This window comes from Vibrio sp. 811, from assembly GCF_033339195.1.
Map to the genome: position 1 here is coordinate 1 of NZ_JAWOUB010000034.1, position 18,078 is coordinate 18,078.

Annotated in this window: 23 protein-coding genes; 10 read left to right on the top strand and 13 right to left on the bottom strand. The window is 44.9% G+C overall.

What is annotated here, in order from left to right:
• Positions 1-171 precede the first annotated feature (171 nt).
• Complete coding sequence (locus tag R7Q46_RS23790) at positions 172-1,425, bottom strand: uracil-xanthine permease family protein (protein ID WP_005389855.1); 1,254 nt, start codon at positions 1,423-1,425, stop codon at positions 172-174.
• 365 nt (positions 1,426-1,790) lie between these two features.
• On the opposite strand from R7Q46_RS23790, the gene R7Q46_RS23795 reads away from it, so the two are divergent.
• Positions 1,791-2,999, top strand: coding sequence for a DUF2066 domain-containing protein (locus R7Q46_RS23795; RefSeq protein ID WP_239945756.1), 1,209 nt, complete (start codon positions 1,791-1,793; stop codon positions 2,997-2,999).
• 140 nt (positions 3,000-3,139) lie between these two features.
• Here R7Q46_RS23795 and R7Q46_RS23800 read toward each other — a convergent pair whose 3' ends face one another.
• The 4 genes from R7Q46_RS23800 to R7Q46_RS23815 are packed head-to-tail and all read right to left on the bottom strand — an operon-like array spanning position 3,140 to position 5,991.
• Positions 3,140-3,580: a DUF2069 domain-containing protein gene (locus R7Q46_RS23800; RefSeq protein ID WP_005380407.1), complete on the bottom strand. Its 441-nt coding sequence runs from the start codon at positions 3,578-3,580 to the stop codon at positions 3,140-3,142.
• A 22-nt stretch (positions 3,581-3,602) separates the two neighbouring features.
• The gene (gene wrbA / locus R7Q46_RS23805) at positions 3,603-4,172 is read right to left on the bottom strand and encodes an NAD(P)H:quinone oxidoreductase (RefSeq protein ID WP_213969059.1); all 570 of its coding nucleotides are present in this window, start codon (positions 4,170-4,172) and stop codon (positions 3,603-3,605) included.
• A complete protein-coding gene (gene arsC / locus R7Q46_RS23810) occupies positions 4,173-4,523 on the bottom strand; it encodes an arsenate reductase (glutaredoxin) (protein WP_005380410.1) in 351 nt (116 codons plus the stop codon).
• 16 nt (positions 4,524-4,539) lie between these two features.
• Positions 4,540-5,991 carry a tetratricopeptide repeat protein gene (locus tag R7Q46_RS23815; RefSeq protein ID WP_005394337.1) on the bottom strand — a complete coding sequence of 484 codons (1,452 nt, stop codon included), beginning with the start codon at positions 5,989-5,991 and terminating at the stop codon, positions 4,540-4,542.
• A gap of 257 nt (positions 5,992-6,248) precedes the next feature.
• On the opposite strand from R7Q46_RS23815, the gene R7Q46_RS23820 reads away from it, so the two are divergent.
• Together R7Q46_RS23820 and R7Q46_RS23825 are read left to right on the top strand one after the other, a co-directional pair.
• Positions 6,249-6,485: a sulfurtransferase TusA family protein gene (locus R7Q46_RS23820; RefSeq protein ID WP_005380414.1), complete on the top strand. Its 237-nt coding sequence runs from the start codon at positions 6,249-6,251 to the stop codon at positions 6,483-6,485.
• Between the two features lies 1 nt (position 6,486).
• Entirely contained in the window at positions 6,487-7,560 is a 1,074-nt protein-coding gene (locus R7Q46_RS23825) for an AI-2E family transporter (RefSeq protein WP_005389843.1), read from the top strand.
• A 77-nt stretch (positions 7,561-7,637) separates the two neighbouring features.
• Here R7Q46_RS23825 and bcp read toward each other — a convergent pair whose 3' ends face one another.
• Together bcp and R7Q46_RS23835 are read right to left on the bottom strand one after the other, a co-directional pair.
• A complete protein-coding gene (gene bcp, locus R7Q46_RS23830; RefSeq protein ID WP_005380418.1) occupies positions 7,638-8,108 on the bottom strand; it encodes a thioredoxin-dependent thiol peroxidase in 471 nt (156 codons plus the stop codon).
• Between the two features lie 16 nt (positions 8,109-8,124).
• Entirely contained in the window at positions 8,125-8,667 is a 543-nt protein-coding gene (locus R7Q46_RS23835; protein WP_005380420.1) for a glycine cleavage system protein R, read from the bottom strand.
• 476 nt (positions 8,668-9,143) lie between these two features.
• On the opposite strand from R7Q46_RS23835, the gene dapA reads away from it, so the two are divergent.
• A complete protein-coding gene (dapA, locus tag R7Q46_RS23840; RefSeq protein WP_005380422.1) occupies positions 9,144-10,022 on the top strand; it encodes a 4-hydroxy-tetrahydrodipicolinate synthase in 879 nt (292 codons plus the stop codon).
• A gap of 80 nt (positions 10,023-10,102) precedes the next feature.
• Complete coding sequence (gene bamC, locus R7Q46_RS23845; protein ID WP_005380424.1) at positions 10,103-11,122, top strand: outer membrane protein assembly factor BamC; 1,020 nt, start codon at positions 10,103-10,105, stop codon at positions 11,120-11,122.
• A 106-nt stretch (positions 11,123-11,228) separates the two neighbouring features.
• On the opposite strand, the gene R7Q46_RS23850 is transcribed toward bamC, so the two are convergent.
• Genes R7Q46_RS23850 through R7Q46_RS23865 form a run of 4 tightly spaced genes read right to left on the bottom strand, consistent with a single transcriptional unit; the run spans position 11,229 to position 13,647 of the window.
• Positions 11,229-11,432: a DUF2897 family protein gene (locus R7Q46_RS23850; protein WP_005380425.1), complete on the bottom strand. Its 204-nt coding sequence runs from the start codon at positions 11,430-11,432 to the stop codon at positions 11,229-11,231.
• Positions 11,429-12,127, bottom strand: a complete 699-nt coding sequence (locus R7Q46_RS23855) for a M15 family metallopeptidase (RefSeq protein WP_025768261.1) — start codon at positions 12,125-12,127, stop codon at positions 11,429-11,431. The genes R7Q46_RS23850 and R7Q46_RS23855 overlap by 4 nt, the downstream gene beginning before the upstream one ends.
• 14 nt (positions 12,128-12,141) lie before the next feature.
• Positions 12,142-13,278 carry a succinyl-diaminopimelate desuccinylase gene (dapE, locus tag R7Q46_RS23860; RefSeq protein ID WP_005380429.1) on the bottom strand — a complete coding sequence of 379 codons (1,137 nt, stop codon included), beginning with the start codon at positions 13,276-13,278 and terminating at the stop codon, positions 12,142-12,144.
• Positions 13,279-13,296: 18 nt separating this feature from the next.
• On the bottom strand, positions 13,297-13,647 hold the full coding sequence (locus R7Q46_RS23865) for an ArsC family reductase (RefSeq protein ID WP_005380431.1): 351 nt from the start codon (positions 13,645-13,647) through the stop codon (positions 13,297-13,299).
• 291 nt (positions 13,648-13,938) lie between these two features.
• On the opposite strand from R7Q46_RS23865, the gene R7Q46_RS23870 reads away from it, so the two are divergent.
• Positions 13,939-14,226: a winged helix-turn-helix domain-containing protein gene (locus tag R7Q46_RS23870; protein WP_005380433.1), complete on the top strand. Its 288-nt coding sequence runs from the start codon at positions 13,939-13,941 to the stop codon at positions 14,224-14,226.
• Positions 14,227-14,260: 34 nt separating this feature from the next.
• Here the strand turns inward: R7Q46_RS23870 and R7Q46_RS23875 are convergent, their stop codons facing one another.
• Together R7Q46_RS23875 and R7Q46_RS23880 are read right to left on the bottom strand one after the other, a co-directional pair.
• A complete protein-coding gene (locus tag R7Q46_RS23875; RefSeq protein WP_005380435.1) occupies positions 14,261-14,593 on the bottom strand; it encodes a DUF4156 domain-containing protein in 333 nt (110 codons plus the stop codon).
• 3 nt (positions 14,594-14,596) lie between these two features.
• A complete protein-coding gene (locus tag R7Q46_RS23880) occupies positions 14,597-14,950 on the bottom strand; it encodes a DUF2956 domain-containing protein (protein ID WP_005380437.1) in 354 nt (117 codons plus the stop codon).
• 144 nt (positions 14,951-15,094) lie between these two features.
• Here R7Q46_RS23880 and R7Q46_RS23885 point away from each other — a divergent pair, with 144 nt between their 5' ends.
• From R7Q46_RS23885 to R7Q46_RS23900, 4 genes are all read left to right on the top strand, one after another.
• Entirely contained in the window at positions 15,095-15,580 is a 486-nt protein-coding gene (locus R7Q46_RS23885) for a DUF2919 domain-containing protein (RefSeq protein WP_213871676.1), read from the top strand.
• Between the two features lie 46 nt (positions 15,581-15,626).
• Positions 15,627-16,529: a Dyp-type peroxidase gene (locus R7Q46_RS23890; RefSeq protein WP_005387715.1), complete on the top strand. Its 903-nt coding sequence runs from the start codon at positions 15,627-15,629 to the stop codon at positions 16,527-16,529.
• A 145-nt stretch (positions 16,530-16,674) separates the two neighbouring features.
• The gene (locus R7Q46_RS23895) at positions 16,675-17,814 is read left to right on the top strand and encodes a flagellin (RefSeq protein ID WP_318077824.1); all 1,140 of its coding nucleotides are present in this window, start codon (positions 16,675-16,677) and stop codon (positions 17,812-17,814) included.
• A partial coding sequence (locus R7Q46_RS23900) for a hypothetical protein (protein WP_318077825.1) occupies positions 17,807-18,078 on the top strand: 272 nt, incomplete at its 3' end. The genes R7Q46_RS23895 and R7Q46_RS23900, both read left to right, overlap by 8 nt.

The window sequence follows — 18,078 nt, forward strand, 5'->3', positions numbered from 1 at the left end:
TTCTTTTAGTGGTTGATTTCATAACACTCTCCAATTTTTGGGGTGGAAAGTGTCAACCTTATTTAGGACGGCACAACTGAACAGAAAAAGGCTTGGTGAAAACCAAGCCTTTTTTGTATCTACAAGAGGAGAAGAGTAAGACACGCCACCTAATAAAGCGGCGCAAACGAACTATTTCGCGCTTTCTTCTTCCATTTGTGCGTTATCCACAACGTGGTTTTCACCTAAATCGTTTGGTAGCACAAGGTTAAGAATAATTGCCACGATACCGCATAGGCTCACACCTTGTAGACTGAACTCACCAATACCGAAAGCCATACCACCAATGCCAAACACAAGTGTTACGGCAACAATTACTAGGTTACGAGACTTATGTAAATCAACGTTATTCTTGATCAGTGTGTTGAGGCCTACCGTTGCGATGGAGCCGAACAGCAGAATCATGATGCCGCCCATAACAGGAACTGGAATCGTTTGAAGAACCGCACCTAGCTTACCTACCAATGCAAGTACGATTGCGGTGATTGCTGCCCAAGTCATGATCACAGGGTTAAATGCTTTGGTTAGCATTACCGCTCCTGTTACTTCACTGTAAGTGGTGTTTGGTGGAGCACCCACCATCGAAGCTGCGATAGTTGCCACCCCGTCACCTGCGATTGTGCGGTGAAGGCCTGGTTTTTTCAGGTAGTTTTTACCTGTAACGTTTGAGATAGCAAGCATGTCACCTACGTGCTCAACCGCAGGTGCGATAGCGACAGGAATCATGAACAAAATTGCGTTGATATTGAACTCTGGCGCGGTGAAGTTTGGCATGGCTAGCCAAGCCGCTTGTTCTACGGGAGTGAAATCAACCACACCGTAGAATAGAGAAACAGAGTAACCAGCAAGAATACCACCAACAATAGGAACTAGCTTCAAAAAGCCTTTTGCAAAAACGCTGAGTACAATGGTTGTGAGCAGTGAGACCGCCGAGATAATGATCGCAGCATCACCATTAACTAGCTGTGCAGCTCCATCACCAGTTTTACCTACCGCCATGTTCACTGCCGTTGGGGCAAGGCCAAGGCCGATAACCATGATCACAGGGCCAACGACAACGGGCGGGAGAATTTTATGGATAAATCCAACACCACGCACTTTGATCATCGCCCCTAGAGCCACATAAACTAAGCCCGCTGCCATCAAGCCGCCCATCGTTGCACCGATACCCCAAGTTTGGATACCGAACATAATAGGAGCAATAAACGCAAAAGAAGAGGCAAGGAAGATGGGAACAGAACGTTTAGTCATTAATTGGAAGAGGAGAGTACCGACACCGGCACCAAAGAGGGCTACGTTTGGATCAAGGCCAGTTAGGAGCGGCACAAGCACCAAAGCACCAAAAGCGACAAAGAGCATTTGAGCGCCTTGTAACGCGTTTTTCATAATAATTCCCTATTTTCAAGATACGCAGACAAATCCGGCGAATACTATCATCCTGCAATCGTTTGCAATGTTGCATAGATCAAACTTTCGATTGAATTTTTCCCATAAATAGCACTTTTGAGAGTTGCTTGCTTGCAAATTGTCCTCTTTTACGTGTCTTGCGTGAAGATGAAAAATGGACAGCCTAACTTGTTGAGATAGCTTAATAAGCAATGAGTTTATTATAAAAAATAGCACTGAAGCGCTGGTTGAGGCCCGAGTTAACAAAGCTGGTCATAATACAGACAATTTACTCAGTACTTACCTTGCTCAAGATTTGATAGTTGCTTATTATTCGGGTTCTTGTTCAGAGGATTATAAAAACTATGCGCTATTTAGCTCTCTTACTGATAGGTTGGTTGTCCCTACCAGTATATGCATTAACTCAGGTGGATATCTATCGTGCCGAAGTGGTTATCGACAGTGAGCAGAACGACGGTGAGTCTTTGGCTCGTCAACAAGGTATGCAGGATGTGATTGTTCGAGCGACCGGTTCTCAATCCTCTTTAAGCAATCCAGTGATTAAAAAGGCACTTAGCTCAAGTGCGCGTTACATTTCTCAACTGAGCTATGGACAGGTTGATGGAAAAGCGAGCTTAAAAATGTTGTTTAACAACGACCAAATCAGCTCTCTTTTAACACAAGCACAATTGCCATCTTGGTCGCCAAATCGTGCCAATATTTTAGTTTGGATGGTTGAAGAACAGGGTTACGATCGTAACATTGCGTGGGAACATTCTGAATCTTCAAATGTTGCAGCACTTCGTAGCGCAGCGAAACTAAGAGGCCTACCAATCACTATCCCGGTTGGGGATTTTGATGATGTAACCGGTGTTAATGTCTCTGATCTTTGGGGCGGCTTTATTGAGCCAATTGGTCAAGCCAGCCAGCGCTACCCAGCTGACGCCGTTTTGGTTGTACGAGCTCAAGGTGAACAAATTCGTTGGACACTCTACGACCAGTCGCCAACGAGAATTGTAGAAGCGCAACGTTCTCCGCGCAGCGGGTCTGCATCAGGTGCTAATGCTATTGCAGAAATGGTGGATGGCATCGCAGACTACTATGCAAGTAAGAGTGCAGTTGTGGTTTCAGGAAAGTCTTCAAAAGCGCTAGCAGTGAAAGTCCTTAATGTAACCTCTGCCACGGACTTCTTCCGTTTAGAGAATGCGTTAAAACAACTTAATTCGGTTGCGGGTACAGAGATTAAGCGTGTTCAAGGGGACGAGTTAACGCTCAACATCCACCTTTTGGCATCACAACAAGCTTTTGAGAAAGAAGCTTCTTCTATTTCTCAATTAATAGTTTTTGAAGATCCTTTAGGTGAAGTTGATGCCCCAGCTTCAACTCAAGAAGAAGAGCCATTGGTTCAGAGTAATGAAGCAAAAGATGCCGCGACGCCAAAAGAAGCGCAGCTTGAAGTACCAGTAAATGTTGTGGCAGAAGCAAGTGACGAAACACAGCCAACTCAGCCGATGATTGTGGAGCCTGTCCGAGAACAGTATGACTTGATCTACGAGTGGCGCTCGGCATCGTAATCACCTTGGTAGCGTTCCAGGCGTGAAACGCAAGGATCAAAGACCAATGTGGTAAGCATAAAAAAGAGTCGCAATAGCGACTCTTTTTGTTTTCTAAATTCGTATTCGAACCAATGATCAGTGATTGACTGCAATTGGCGTTATTTATTGAATTTCGCTTTTTCTTCTTTTTCTACTTGAGAGAGGCGTTTCAACTTAAGACCTAGCTCTTTGCCTCTCGCTCTAGCAAACAAAATATTACCAGCGAAACCGAGTGAAGTCAGTATCAGTTCCACTGCCGCAAGCCAGCGTTCACCCCCATCCACATAAAGGATGGTCAGAGCATGCAAGAAATACAGCATAAGAACAAAGTTAGCCCAAGCATGAGTGTAAGGCTTACCAGCTAAAATACCAGGCAACGGAAGTAGTAGCGGAATACACCAAGCAATAGCAAGTGTTGTGCTACTGAGGTGAGGGTGAGGGGATAACGCAAGCTGCCAAATAGCGACCCAGGCTAATAAGGCTAAGTTGCCAAATAAAGCCAGGTAACGATAGGTTTTAGCCTGTGTACCGAGTGGTGTTTGGTCTAAAGAGTCAGACATCGATTAACTATCCTTGATTTTACTAACAGACTTTTAGTTTTAACGCTGCAGTTGCCAGCCTTTTGCCTAATTGTTGTGCCAGGCGAATCTCTTCACTGCTTAGGGTTGCCTCATGGCCTACACTGCTGGCGCCATACGGAGTGCCTCCGGACTGCGTAGTGTGTAACTCTGGCTCGGAATAAGGAATGCCCAAAACCATCATCCCGTGATGCAATAAAGGGGTCATCATGCTTTGTAACGTTGTTTCTTGACCACCATGCATCGAGGACGAAGAGGTAAAGACACAAGCAGGCTTATCGATTAAGTCACCACTGACCCATAAAGGTGTAGTCTGATCCCAGAAGTGCTTTAAAGGCGCAGCCATGTTGCCAAACCAGACGGGACTGCCAAACGCTAGACCGTCGCACGTTTTCAGTTCCTCTAGAGTAACAATTGGATCAGAAGGGGAGTGTGAGTGAGGTGACAATTCTTCAACTGTACGCAAAATTGCTTGGCATTGAGGAGTCGATTCGACTCCTCTTGCTATTTGTCTTGCCAGTTGTTTTGTCGAGCCATGACGGCTGAAATACAAAATAAGGATCTGGCAATCCATTTATAAAATATCCAACACTTGCTCTGGTGGGCGACCAATTTTTGCTTTGCCGTTAGCAACGACTACCGGACGCTCAAACAACTTTGGATTTTTCGCCATTGCTTCGAATAATTGCTCATCGCTGACGGAGTCTTCGCCTAAGCCAAGCTCTTTATATTCACTTTCTTTAGTGCGCATCATTTCACGTACAGATGAAAAGCCAAGCTGGGCGTACAGCGCTTTTAGTTCATCCACGTTAAGTGGTGTGTCTAGGTATTTGACGACTTCCGGTGTAACACCATTTTGCTCAAGCAGTTCAAGTGTTTGACGGCTCTTTGAGCAACGAGGGTTGTGATAAATCACGACTGACATGGTTTTCTCCATTTCGTTATTGTAATGCCATGAATCGATCTCTTTGGATCATGAGTTGGTCGATACGGGCATCGTATCGCGCTTGCTCTAAGCTGCCCAACTTGGCCATTTTACTTGCTTCACTATAATATTGAATCGCTTTATTCCAATTTGCTCGCAATGCCAAAATTTCCGCTCGAGCAGCCAATTCTTCATCGCTACGCCCCAGCGCGTGGTAGCTCTTCGATATTAGGTGCCAGCCATTTGTATCTTCAGGATAGTCATGAGTGTATCTTTGAAGAACTCGCGTGGCTTGATCGTTTTTATTGTCCTCAAGTAGCGCATTGGCGTAGTTAATGGTCAATACTTTATTTTGAGGGTTACGAGATAACGCTTTGCGGAGCATCTCGGTTGCTTTTTCTGGCTGCTTCTTCTCGATGTATAAATCCGTCATAGCGTCCAAGTAAAACGGGTTACTTGGGTCTTGTTCCAGTAACTTTTTCAAAATTGGTTCCGCTTGAGATAAGCGTTTATTGTCTAAATGCACGAGTGCTCGACCATAATCAAAAGCAGGTGTAATGTCCGCAGAGGCTTTCTTTTGGGTTCTCTCAAACCAGCTCAGGGCGGCTTGTCCATCAATGCCAGCGTAACGAGCCACAATGCGCGCGCGAGCTAGATGATAGTCTATTGAAGGCACAACACGCATTGGAGGATAGGTTCTTGCTCGCGCACGGCTATCGGTAATTCGATCTTCAGGCAGAGGGTGAGTCAGGAGCATTGGTGGCGGTTTACTCGCATAACGATACTCATCAGCAAGACGGCCAAAAAACCTTGGCATTGCTTGAACATCAAAACCGGCTTTTGCTAGTGTCGAAATACCAAAGCGATCCGCTTCTTTTTCGTTTGCACGAGTGTAGTTGATTTGACTTTGCATGTTGCCCGCGGTTGCTGCTGTAATTGCAGCCATCCCCGCTTCGGGTGAGGCAATTGAAAGCAGTAGTGCCCCCGCAAGTGCGGCTAATGTGGCCGGAGAGCGGCGTGCTTGTTCTTCCATACTCCGAGCAAGATGACGTTGTGTGACGTGCGCTATCTCGTGAGCGACAACAGAGGCCAGCTCACTTTCTGAGCGAGCATGAAGAAACAACCCAGAATGCAGCGCTACATAGCCACCAAAAAACGCGAACGCGTTGATATTACGGTCGCGAATCATAAAGAAATGGAACGGCGTTTTTACATCATTCGCATTGGCCACTAATTTGTGCCCAAGAGAGTCAATATATTCATTGATGACAGGGTCATTAACGATAGGTTTACTGGCTCTGAGCATACGCATATAGGCGTCGCCATAAATCAACTCTTGGTCTATTGAAAGCGTGCCACCAGCAGCTGTGCCAATGTCTGGCAAGTCAATGCTATTGGCATAAGTTGTCGGCGAACTGATGGCAGCAGCAAGACATAAGCAAACTAGCGAGCGAGTGCGTTTTAACATACGTTTAAAAGGTTCTCCAAAATACATAAGCATGTGGTTACAGGTCGAGAGCCTATTAACAGCGCCACATACGTTTTGGTTATCCGTGAGGATATAAGCTAGCAGTAAGACCGGAAATAAATGAATTGGTTTCGTAAATTATTTTATATCCGAGCTATTTCAGCATGTGGTTAAATCATGTCAGAAGTGCTAGCACCAGCTCAAAAAGCCGTTACAATACAACCCTATCATAAGTGCAGAGCAATACAATGGAATCCATGTTACTTGATTTGCGTGAGCAACGTTGTCCTATGGCACTGTTACTTGCAAAGCGTCATGCTGCTGAGGTCTTTCAAGGAGAAGCAAAGCAGTATCATCAACTTGTCATTCAAGTGGTGGACAACAGCTCTAAACGAGACATTGTGAACTATCTTAGTGCCCAAGGGTACTCAGTTGATTGCCAATCTACATCAGAGCACTACACATTGACTGTCTTCAATAAGGAATCCGCATAAGATGTTTGAAATGGTTAGTCGTTGGTATAAACGACGTTTCTCTGACCCTCACGCAGTAAGTCTCGTCGCGATCTTGCTGTTTGGCTTTATCACCATTTACTTCTTTGGACACTTGATTGCGCCATTACTTGTCGCGATCGTTTTGGCTTATCTACTTGAATGGCCAGTTGTCAAAATGTGTCGTATGGGCGTGCCGCGCACTTTGTCGGTTATTATCGTGATCTTGGTCTTTGTCGGGTTAATGTTAATTGCGTTGTTTGGCTTGGTTCCGACGATTTGGACTCAGGTCGGTAATCTAATTAACGATATTCCGAACATGTACAACGGGCTACAAAAGTTTATTGTCACATTGCCAGAGCGCCACCCTGAACTAGCCAATTTAGAAATAGTAGAAACCGTGGTGACGAACGCCAAAAACCAAGCATTGGGGCTGGGTGAAAGTGTCGTCAAAGGGTCGCTTGCTTCATTAGTTAGCATTGCAACGCTAGCGGTATATTTGATCTTAGTGCCACTTCTGATCTTCTTTTTGCTTAAAGACAAAGAAGAAATGCTGCGAATCGCAAGCGGTATTCTGCCGAAAAACCGTAAATTGGCGAATAAAGTTTGGCATGAAATGAACGAGCAGATATCAAATTACATTCGCGGTAAAGTGTTAGAGATTTTAATCGTGGGCGGTGTGAGCTACGTGACTTTTGCCCTTTTAGATCTTCGTTACTCGGCGTTGCTTGCCGTAGCCGTTGGTCTGTCGGTTTTGATTCCTTATATCGGTGCGGCGGCTGTTACTGTACCTGTTGCTATCGTTGGTTTGTTCCAATGGGGTTTAACGCCTCCGTTTTATTGGTTGTTGCTTGCTTACGGTATTATCCAGGCGCTGGATGGTAATGTGTTGGTTCCTGTTCTGTTTTCCGAGGCAGTAAACTTACACCCAGTTGCTATCATTGTGGCTGTATTAGTCTTTGGTGGGCTGTGGGGTTTTTGGGGGGTGTTCTTCGCCATTCCTTTAGCGACATTAGTCAAAGCCGTATGGCATGCATTACCAAGCACGGAAGAAAACGAACCTGTCGAACAAGAGTAGTTGTTACCAAAGGTACGATGGTTAAAAGAAAGCCCAGCAGTTTGCTGGGCTTTTTGTTTGTAGAAAAACAATAGCGTTTAAGCGTTTTCGTTTAAGTAGTTTAATACGACTTCGTGGTGATCTTTGGTTTTGAACTTGTTGAACACATGTTCGATCACGCCTTCTTCATTGATCAGAAAGCTAATGCGGTGAAGACCGTCGTAGACTTTGCCCATGAATTTCTTTTCGCCCCAAACGCCGAACTGGTCAGCAACGGCATGGTCTTCATCAGAAAGCAGAGTGAAGTTTAAATCATCGCGCTCGATGAACTTGCCTAGACGCTTTACAGGGTCGATGCTTACGCCGAGTACCACCACGTTATGTGCATCGAGTTCAGCTTTGATGTCACGAAGGCCTTTTGCTTGTGTAGTACAACCCGGCGTCATCGCCTTAGGGTAAAAGTAGAAAAGTACTTTCTTGCCTTTAAAGTCTTCAAGAGAAACGGTATTTCCGTCTTGGTCGAGCAAAGAGAAGGCTGGCGCTGGCGAGCCTGCTGTCAGCGTATTCATTTTGATTTCCTTTACTTTATAGTGTGTTTTTAATGAAATTCAGAGAACCTTGTACGTTGAGCGACTTACAAAGTTCATCGAAGTCTTCTTGTAATTGCATCAAATTAAAATCCGCGCTTACAGATGCAGTAATCGCAATGTGAAACTGGTCAGAATCGAGTTGAATTTTCGACTTGCTGATGGTTTGCGCGCTAAGAGAGTCTAAACCAATCTGCTGATCAGCGAAGAACTTAGTAAATTTTTCAGTTAACCCAGGGCGGTCTTCAGACTCAATAAACACTTCCATGGTGTAGCTGTTATCGAGCAGTTCGTGCGCCGCTGTGCGTTTCATGATCGTAATAAGGTCATGTTCTTGGCCAAGCAGGGGCAATTGTGTTTCAACTCGAGTCACGCTGCTGGCGTTCCCAGTCAGGAGCATGATCAGCGTAAATTCGCTGCCAAAGATAGCGATACGGCTATCGACTATGTTACAACCAGCTTGAGTAACGAGCTGTACTACTTGGTTACAAATGCCTGGACGGTCCGTTCCAACTGCTGTAAGTACCAGATGTTGCTTCATAAATGAGCTTCTTGTCCTTTCTTCAATAGAGAGATGTTAGCACAGATATTGCGAAGAAATATCGAGCCAGTTCTTTTTTAGTCCATAAAAAAGCAGTCGGAGCTTGAGGGGAGTGGTGGGAAATAAACAGTAAATGCAGGCTATAGGATAAACAAAACGTTTGCATGATGTGCTTGCCTATTGTCTGGCCGTTTTATTCACTTAGATCTGACTTGGCTAACAAGACCAAAGAGTATATTTTCCTTGCTTGTGCTCTTCAGTATTTTCCAAATCACTGATAGATTCTAAAGTCACTCGAAAGCCCAACACGATTATCAATATTGCCGTTAATCAAACCAAATAGAGCAATTAAGTTGCTAGACCTCTAACAACTGGTAATTATTCATTCATTTGTACTTTGTAAGCGAGTTTACGCTCTTGTGTTTTTCAATCGCATTACAGTACCATGCAGAAAGAGTTAAATGAGGGAGATAAACATGTTTTCAGGAAGTATCGTAGCGCTGATTACGCCATTCAAAGCAGATGGCGAAGTAGACTTTGACGGTCTGCAAAAGCTAGTAGAGTACCACGTTGAAGCGGGTACAGACGGTATTGTGGCAGTAGGCACAACAGGTGAGTCAGCGACACTGACCATTGAAGAGCATGTAAAGGTCGTTAATAAAACTGTTGAGTTTGCCGACGGTCGCATCCCTGTGATTGCTGGCACGGGTGCAAATGCAACCCATGAGGCAGTAACATTTAGCAAATTACTGGCTGATTCTGGTATTGCTGGCTTCCTGAGTGTGACACCGTATTACAACAAACCAACTCAAGAGGGTTTGTTTTTACATTACAAGGCAATTGCCGAAGCGAGTGATGTGCCTCTAATTTTGTACAACGTACCAGGCCGTACTGCTGTTGATATGCAGCCAGAAACAGTGGCACGCTTGTCAAAGCTTGATAATATCGTGGCTCTAAAAGATGCAACGGGCGATTTGGAACGAATTGCAATTCATCGTGAACTTTGTGGCGAAGATTTTATCTTACTAAGTGGCGATGATGCGACAGGGCTGGATTTTGTGAAACTTGGCGGCAATGGTGTTATCTCGGTAACGAACAATATTGCAGCTAAAGACATGGCAGACATGTTCCATTTGGCAAGTGAAGGTAAGTACGAAGAAGCAGAAGCGATTAACCAACGCTTGATGACTCTACATAAAAACCTTTTCATCGAAGCAAGCCCTATCCCAGTAAAATGGGCAGCGCAAAAGCTTGGTTTGATTGAAGAAGGTGGTTTGCGTCTTCCTTTAACTACGCTTTCTGAAAAATCGCAGCCGATCGTCGAGCAGGCGCTAACAGACGCCCATATTTATTAAGATTGAGCTATTAAGATTGAGTTACTAGGATTGAAGTTCATACTGGGGGCCAAAGCGCCCTCGGTGTTTTAGGAGTATAGATGAAGCTTTCAAGCCAGTTAGTGTTAAGTTCATTAGCTGTATTCGTATTGACTGCCTGTTCAGGTGGTGCCAATCAACGTCGTCAAGCAAAAGATGACTTCGAGTATTTGAACTCCCCAAATTTGGGTGAGTGGAATGTCCCACAGGGTGCACAGCCTCAGTTTTACCCTAACTACGAGATCCCTCAGGGTAACTACGCTGGTGGTGTAGGTAAAGATGTCGACATTCGTCCACCTCAACAAGTCCTAGAGCTTATTCCCGGTGCACGTTTGGACCGCAGTAGTGATGGTGAAGTGACACTTTGGCTACTTCGTAAAGATGAACTAGATAAAGTTTGGCAAACGGTGCAAAACATGGTCGCGGCTAACGAGATTCCAGTTGAAAGCCAAACAGACTCTCGCATCGAGACAGGATGGGTGACTTGGGATTCGCCAGATGAAGAGCTAGAAATTGGCAGCCGATATGAAATCGTACGCGCTGAAGCAAATGGTCGACACGGCTTTAAGGTGAGCCTTATTGACTGGCGTGAAGGCAATCAAGTGAAAGAAGTAACGGCGACCAACCGTGAGCGCTACAATGTATTCATGACGAACTTGGTCACCGCTCGCTACGACCAAGAAGTGCGTGAAGAAGCACAGCGTAAAGCGCAAGAGTTGGTTAAACAGATCCCAATCACAATGGGTAAAGACCGCAGCGGACTTCCTGTGATTATCGCGCGTGCGCAATACAACATGCTTTGGCAACGTCTGCCTAATATTCTACCTAAGATGGGCTTTAAGATTGAAGAGCGTAGCCAGTCTCAGGGCACAATCACTGCGAAATATGCGTCTCCGGATGATGAATTCTGGAACGATATCGGCGTTAAACCAGTGGAGTTAGCCGCTGGTAAGTACACATTCTTACTTGGTGATTTAGGCAACCGTACGTCTATCAATATCACCGACTCCTCTGGCAAGCCAGTAGAAGAAGAGTTTTTGAAATCACTAGCGCCTGTATTGGCTGCAACAGTGAAGCAGTAAACAAAGCGAGCTTAACGCGGCGTGTTTACTTAATGATAGAAAAGGGACCTAGTGGTCCCTTTTTTGATGTTTAGATTAAATGTGTCGAGATGAAGCTGGTGAGGAACTAACGAGGCTCGTTTTTGTTTTTATCTTCTTCAGCGTAGCGCTGTTTATCCAATGTGTTCAGCTTATCTAAATCGTTCTTACGGCTTTTATCCATCTGACCAAACTTCATTTTTGCGGTATATTTGAGTGCGGCAATATTACCAATGACCACGCTCAACACTACAATAATAATGACCCAAGGATTGGTTAGTATTTCTATCATAGAGCCTCCGGCGGCGTGATATTGTGAATAAATTTGGCAACGACGTTATCCAAATTATTCAGTATGACGTCAATCCCTGCAATGTTGTCGGTCTGATTTTGTTTAATCAACTGGCTTCTGAGTACATCAAGCGTCAACTGCTCGAGGCATTGCTGCCCGACAGCGCGGTGACTAATGTGCCAAGGCTCAATCGAAACGCCACCTAAATCATGCTGATAAGGGAAGAAGAAACCGAACCGACCAAGGTTGGCTTTTAACCATTGGTAGAACGCCTGCTGGTGGCCTTCAAGATACTCCCAAGGTTCCAACTTGAGTTTGGTGTCAGCAGGCAATAAATTGCGCGCATAGACATCAAAATCACAACCCCAATGATGACGACTTCCTCCGGGCAATGCCGACCAGCGCAAAATGGCCATCAATTTCTCTTCGTCATTTAACTCTGCTTTATTCAAAGGGCGGGAGTTTATGTCGAGAATTGGCAACTCACCAGAAAACTTCCCGTTCCAGATGGCTTTTTGGCGATTAAAGTCACGAAAACCACTGGCGATTTCCATTTTGAAACCTGCTTCGGTTGCGGCATTAATCATCTTCAATAAGTCATTGACTACTTTAGGGTGAAGCATAAATGCCTTTTGCCCCACTAGTGTGGATTGAAGATGGGAATCAGTGATTCCGGTGAGTTGCTCTGGTGTCATTGTGTTCTCGCTGATTACTTCGCCAATAGGTGTTTCAACGTGTTTTCGTACATGTCCGTCAACTTTTCAAGATCGTCGACTTTCACACACTCGTTCACTTTATGAATCGTAGCGTTAACAGGGCCTAACTCTACGACTTGACCTCCCATTCGAGCAATAAAACGACCATCAGACGTACCGCCAGTTGTAAGTAGCGCTGGCTTCGTATCATTGACTTCGGCCACAGCAGCTACAACCGCGTCTAGCAGTGCGCCCGTATCGGTCAGGAATGGGTCTCCGTTGAATGTCCATTTTAGGTCGTAGTCCAGCTCATGCTTGTCCAATGTTTCGGTAACACGCTGAACAATTGCGTCATTGTTAAGCTCAGTACTAAAACGTAGGTTGAACTGAACATGGAACTCGCCAGGAATAACGTTAGACGCACCAGTGCCAGCCGATACATTCGGGATCTGGAAACTAGTCGGTGGGAAGTAATCATTCCCTTTGTCCCATTCTGTCGTCGCGAGTTCATGAATCGCGAGTAGAGACTCGTGCACTGGATTGCTGGCTAGGTGAGGGTAGGCCACGTGACCTTGTGTTCCTTTTACCGTTAAATCACCAGTGATGGATCCACGGCGTCCATTTTTCACTACATCGCCAACCACGTCGGTGCTGGATGGTTCACCAACAATACACATATCGATGTTCTCACCACGTTCCATCAACGTTTCTACAACGCGAACGGTACCATTGATAAATGGCCCTTCTTCATCTGACGTAATCAAAAAGCCAATTGAGCCTTTGTGGTCTGGGTTTTCTTCAATGAAGCGTTCGACAGCAACGACCATAGCAGCTAGCGACCCTTTCATGTCAGCTGCGCCGCGGCCATGCAAGTAACCATCAATAATGGTCGGTTCAAACGGATGTGTATTCCAGTGTTCCAATTTGCCAGCTGGTACCACATCGGTGTGGCCAGCAAACGCAAATAGCGGCGCTTCTGAACCACGTCGAGCCCAGAAGTTCGTGGTGTCTTCAAATACCATCACTTCAATTTCAAACCCGAGTGCTTTTAAGCGCTCGATCATCAAATCCTGACAACCTGCGTCTTCCGGCGTTACGGACTGTCTACTGATCAGATCTTTAGCAAGTGCCAATACTGGACTGTCTGTCATCCTTGAGTATTCCTTTATTTAAGAGTTGAAAATGCTAGCGTATTGATCAGCTTTAAAACCGATATGAAGTTGATCATTCACTTTTAAAATTGGGCGTTTAATCATCGCAGGGTTTTCTACCAAAAGAGCGATGGCGTTTTCCTCGTTAAGTGTGTCTTTCTGCTCTTGCGCTAATTGGCGGTAGGTTGTGCCACGTTTATTGAGCACCTGTTCCCAACCTAAAGCGCGACAAAATTCACTTACCATTTCTGCATCAATGCCTTGCTTACGGTAGTCATGGAAGTCGTAAGCAATATCCTCGGCTTCTAACCATTTCTTGGCTTTTTTGATCGTATCGCAGTTGGGAATACCAAACATGGTAATTGACATAGTGTTTCCTTTTTCTTTGTTCTATTTTTCACTGGCGCGGTTAAGACGCACTTAAGTGATTTGGGCTGTTAAAGCATCCTATCAAGAAGCAATCAAACTGACAAAATGCGGTGGAAAATATTTTCAGATAGATTGAGATAACTAATGTCACATAACTTATTTACGATGAATGCGCTATAAATCGAATAAAAATTCGTCTAAATCAAATGGAAAAGTCGAGTTATTGATCAAACGCAACACCTCGCTGAGCAAAAACGAAATAATGAATCAGCACAATTTTAGGAGGTGTCAATGGAATTGAGTCCTGTTTTTGCAAGGCGGCTATATTTGGCCTTGTTGGTGGAAAACCTAGAAAGGCCGAATGTGCCAAAGTTGATCGAAAAAACGGGGTGGCCTCGTCGTACTATTCAAGATGTACTCAAGGCGTTACCTGGGATCGGCATTGAACTCATATTCGTTCAAGATGGCCGACGTCATAATGACGGCTATTATCAACTTTCAGATTGGGGGCCTTTTGATAGCCAATGGGTTCTAGAGCGGGAGAGAGATATCGCTAGCAGTCTTGGATTTCGTGCATAAGCCAGCAATTGCTGGCTTTTTTCATATTCAGGCCTCATCCATTGCAGCGGTAGGCGGAACCCAGCACGCTAAATGAAGTGATAAAATCTTGTGGGGAGACCATGAAAACGGTGTCCGCATCGATAGCCGCTGCATTGTTTTTTAAATCGTTCATCGCGCCTTGCATCATCGCGTCATTAGTCATGAAAATGTAGTTATACCAATGGCCTTCACTTCCGGTGACTTCGCCTTTGTATTCGCATCGCTCAGGGTCGAATTGCGCGTCAATGCGAATATGAACATCTTGACTTTGAGCATGAGTAAGGTGAGAAGGCATCGTGCAACCCGTTAGAAGCACGACAAAAAGTCCAAGTAACAGGCGTTTCATTAGCTATTTCCCCAATACTATGTAAGCAGCAAAGCCAATCCAGCTCAGAACAAGTAGTGTCCAAGGCAGTTTGCTTGATGAATGGTTTGGCGCATCGTCGGTGATATTGTCTTGTTCGATAATCTCTTCATGCTGACGTTGTTTTTCACGTTGCTGTTTTTTCTTCGCTTTATCGGCTTGGCGGTTGCGCTCTTTTTGTTGTTTCTTATATTGCGCGATGCCTTTTTCGATACCTTGAGCGATAAGCTTGGTTTGCTCTTTGGTTTGCCCCGGTTTCTGCGTGGATTTGGCAATTCTCATCGCTTCGGCTTGAGTTTCTTGAGAAGGCACAGGGGTGGCAGGAGTTCTTTTTTTCATGTTTCTCATCAACGTCGCTGTAAATCTTTGTTTAGTTTACCTGTGTAAGGTGCTGAAATGAACTTCAGTTCTCATCTTTGTTGGCTTGCAACTCTGAAACGATAGGTTAAAGTGACGTTTTTATCACATAAAGAAGAAGATGTTGTGCGCTATTCGTTTGACCAATATGACGCCCATGGATTTTTAAAGGCGCCGATCATTTTATGGGTGGGATGGATGTTTCTTGTGCGTTCATGGGTGGTGTTTGCCATGGCTGGTGTAAGTCGTGATAGTGGCAGTAAGCTACTCGCTATTGTTTACCCAGATTCAAGTACGTTGTATTTAGGTTTGGCGATGGGCATTCCAAGTTTGCTTCTTATGTGGTTAATGGGGCTTCGTCATCCCGACAGAGGATGGGTAAACAGAATTACTCGCTATGGTCGCGAGATCACTTTGATCTTGTGCGGTATTCAACTTGCTCAGACCATGTATCATGTGTACCTAGAACATGGAGTGTTTAATTGGGCAAACGCCCTTACCATTACCTTATTAGCTTGGTTTATGATCTATCTTCTAAATGGAAGATGGGTAAAAGACTGTTTTCAAGTGCCACAATTGGCGCGCGATGAACAGCAGCATTCAAAGAATTAAAAACAATAACTTCCCACTCTGGGGCAAAGTAATAGAGGAAACCTCAATGTCACAAGCTCAAACGGCGATCGTGCCAGAAGCCGGGCCATTTGCACTGTACACTCAACTCAAAGTGAACCAAAACCGTGAAAACGTATTAGAAAAACTGAAAGCACTACCAAAGTTGGTGGAAGAGTTAAACATTACCCAGCCGGGTGCAGCGCTGACGCTTTCTATCGCATTCACAAAATCGTTTTGGGAACACCTTAATGTAGACGCGCCAGAAGAGCTTATTGATTTTACTCAACTTGGCGAAGGTGACATCGTTGCTCCAGCAACAGACGTAGATGTACTGATTCACTGTCACTCGACTCGTCACGACTTGCATTTTTACGTGTTGCGTAAGTTCCTAGAAGAGACGGCACAAGATGTCACCATTGTGGACGAAACATATGGGTACCGTTACCTTGATGCTCGTGATATGACAGACTTCATTGATGGTACAGAAAACCCGAAAGGGGAGGCTCGCGCTGATGTGGCTCTAGTAAAAGAGGGCCCATTTGCTGGAGGCAGTTATGTTATGGCTCAGCGCTTTGAACATAACCTTGCCGCTTGGAATCGCTTGAATGTCAAAGCGCAAGAAAAAGTGATTGGTCGTACCAAGCCAGACTCTATCGAGCTAGAAGACGTTCCTGCTGCATCACACGTTGGTCGCGTTGATATCAAAGAAGAAGGTAAAGGTTTGAAGATTGTTCGCCACAGCTTACCATACGGGACGGTGACAGGGCCTCATGGCCTGCTGTTTATTTCTTACTGCAATACACTTCATAACATTAAAGTGATGCTAGAAAGTATGTACGGCGTGACAGATGGTAAAACAGACCAAATGCTTCGTTTCACAACAGCGGTAACTGGTGCGTACTTCTTCGCTCCTTCGCAAGAAATGCTCGCGGAGCTAGCCATCAAGTAAGTTCTCAGACTTCATTTCTTAAGCCCTCCAATGGAGGGCTTTTGTTTTCTATTTCTATTCCAATCTCTTTTCAAAAAACACTAAACTTTTCTGTTACTTGGTCGATAAGTACTCAAAGCCTTAATTTATTTGGAGTCTGTGTCTCGTGGCGATCACCGTTAATACCAATGTGGCAGCACTCGTCGCACAGCGTCATTTGACCAGTGCAACGGATATGCTGAATCAATCCATGGAGCGTTTGTCTTCAGGGAAGCGTATTAATAGCGCAAAGGATGACGCTGCGGGTCTGCAAATATCCAACCGCTTGCAATCACAAATGCGTGGTTTGGATGTCGCGGTACGTAACGCGAATGACGGCATTTCCATCATGCAAACTGCGGAAGGCGCGATGAATGAGGTGACCAATATCATGCAACGTATGCGTGATTTGTCGCTACAGTCAGCCAATGGTTCAAACAGCAAAGCGGAGCGCACTGCACTGCAAGAAGAAGTTTCTGCTTTAAATGATGAGTTAAGTCGTATTGCAGAAACGACCTCCTTTGGCGGACGTAAATTGCTGAATGGCACATTCGGTACATCGTCTTTTCAAATCGGTGCAACGGCTGGTGAAGCGGTACAAATTGGCCTGCGGACCATGCAGCCGGAATCTTTAGGTAGCTTTTCAATGAGCTCATATCAAAGAGTCAGTTCAGATTGGACGGTTCAAAACGGAAATAATGAAATTGTTATCAGCTACCGTGATAACAATTTTGAAGAGCAGGAGATCCGTATTGAAGCTAAAGCTGGCGACGATATAGAAGAACTCGCGACTTACATTAATGGGCAAACCGATAAAGTGAAAGCGTCTGTTAATGAAGAGGGGCAACTGCAGTTACTCATGTCCCACAAGGACGCCATAAAATACCCTGGACCAACCTTCAGTGGTGGCCTGGCTGATGAGTTAGAACTTGGCAAGTATGTCACCGTAAATAGAGCGGTAGATAGTATTGATATTAGCACGGTCGGTGGCGCTCAGATGGCGGTCGGCATTTTAGATGATGCTTTGAAAACGGTAGATGGCAGTCGTGCGGAGTTAGGCGCGTATCAAAACCGCTTTAATCACGCGATCAATAATCTCGATAACATCCACGAAAACTTAGCCGCTTCCAACAGTCGTATCCAAGACACTGACTATGCCAAAGAAACTACGCAAATGGTGAAGCAACAGATTTTACAACAGGTCAGTACTTCTATTCTGGCGCAAGCAAAACAAGCGCCAAACCTAGCATTGACCTTGCTTGGCTGATGAACGGCCTTGCCCGAATTTAACGCAAAACCTGCCTGTATCGACAATTCGAAAAGAAGCTTTAGCGAAAAATGAAAGTTTTTTTGCTTTTTTATCCGCTTTGTCACGATTACCCCTCCAAGCGAATTATTTTCAAAAAAATCTAAAATTTTCTCTAAAGAAAACAGGGTATGCGCCGTTAATAAAAGTAACTTTGAGAGAACTACTTGGTTTTCCGAGACGTCGGAAACCGCTACACCGGAAAATCAATTGGAGAAATCACCA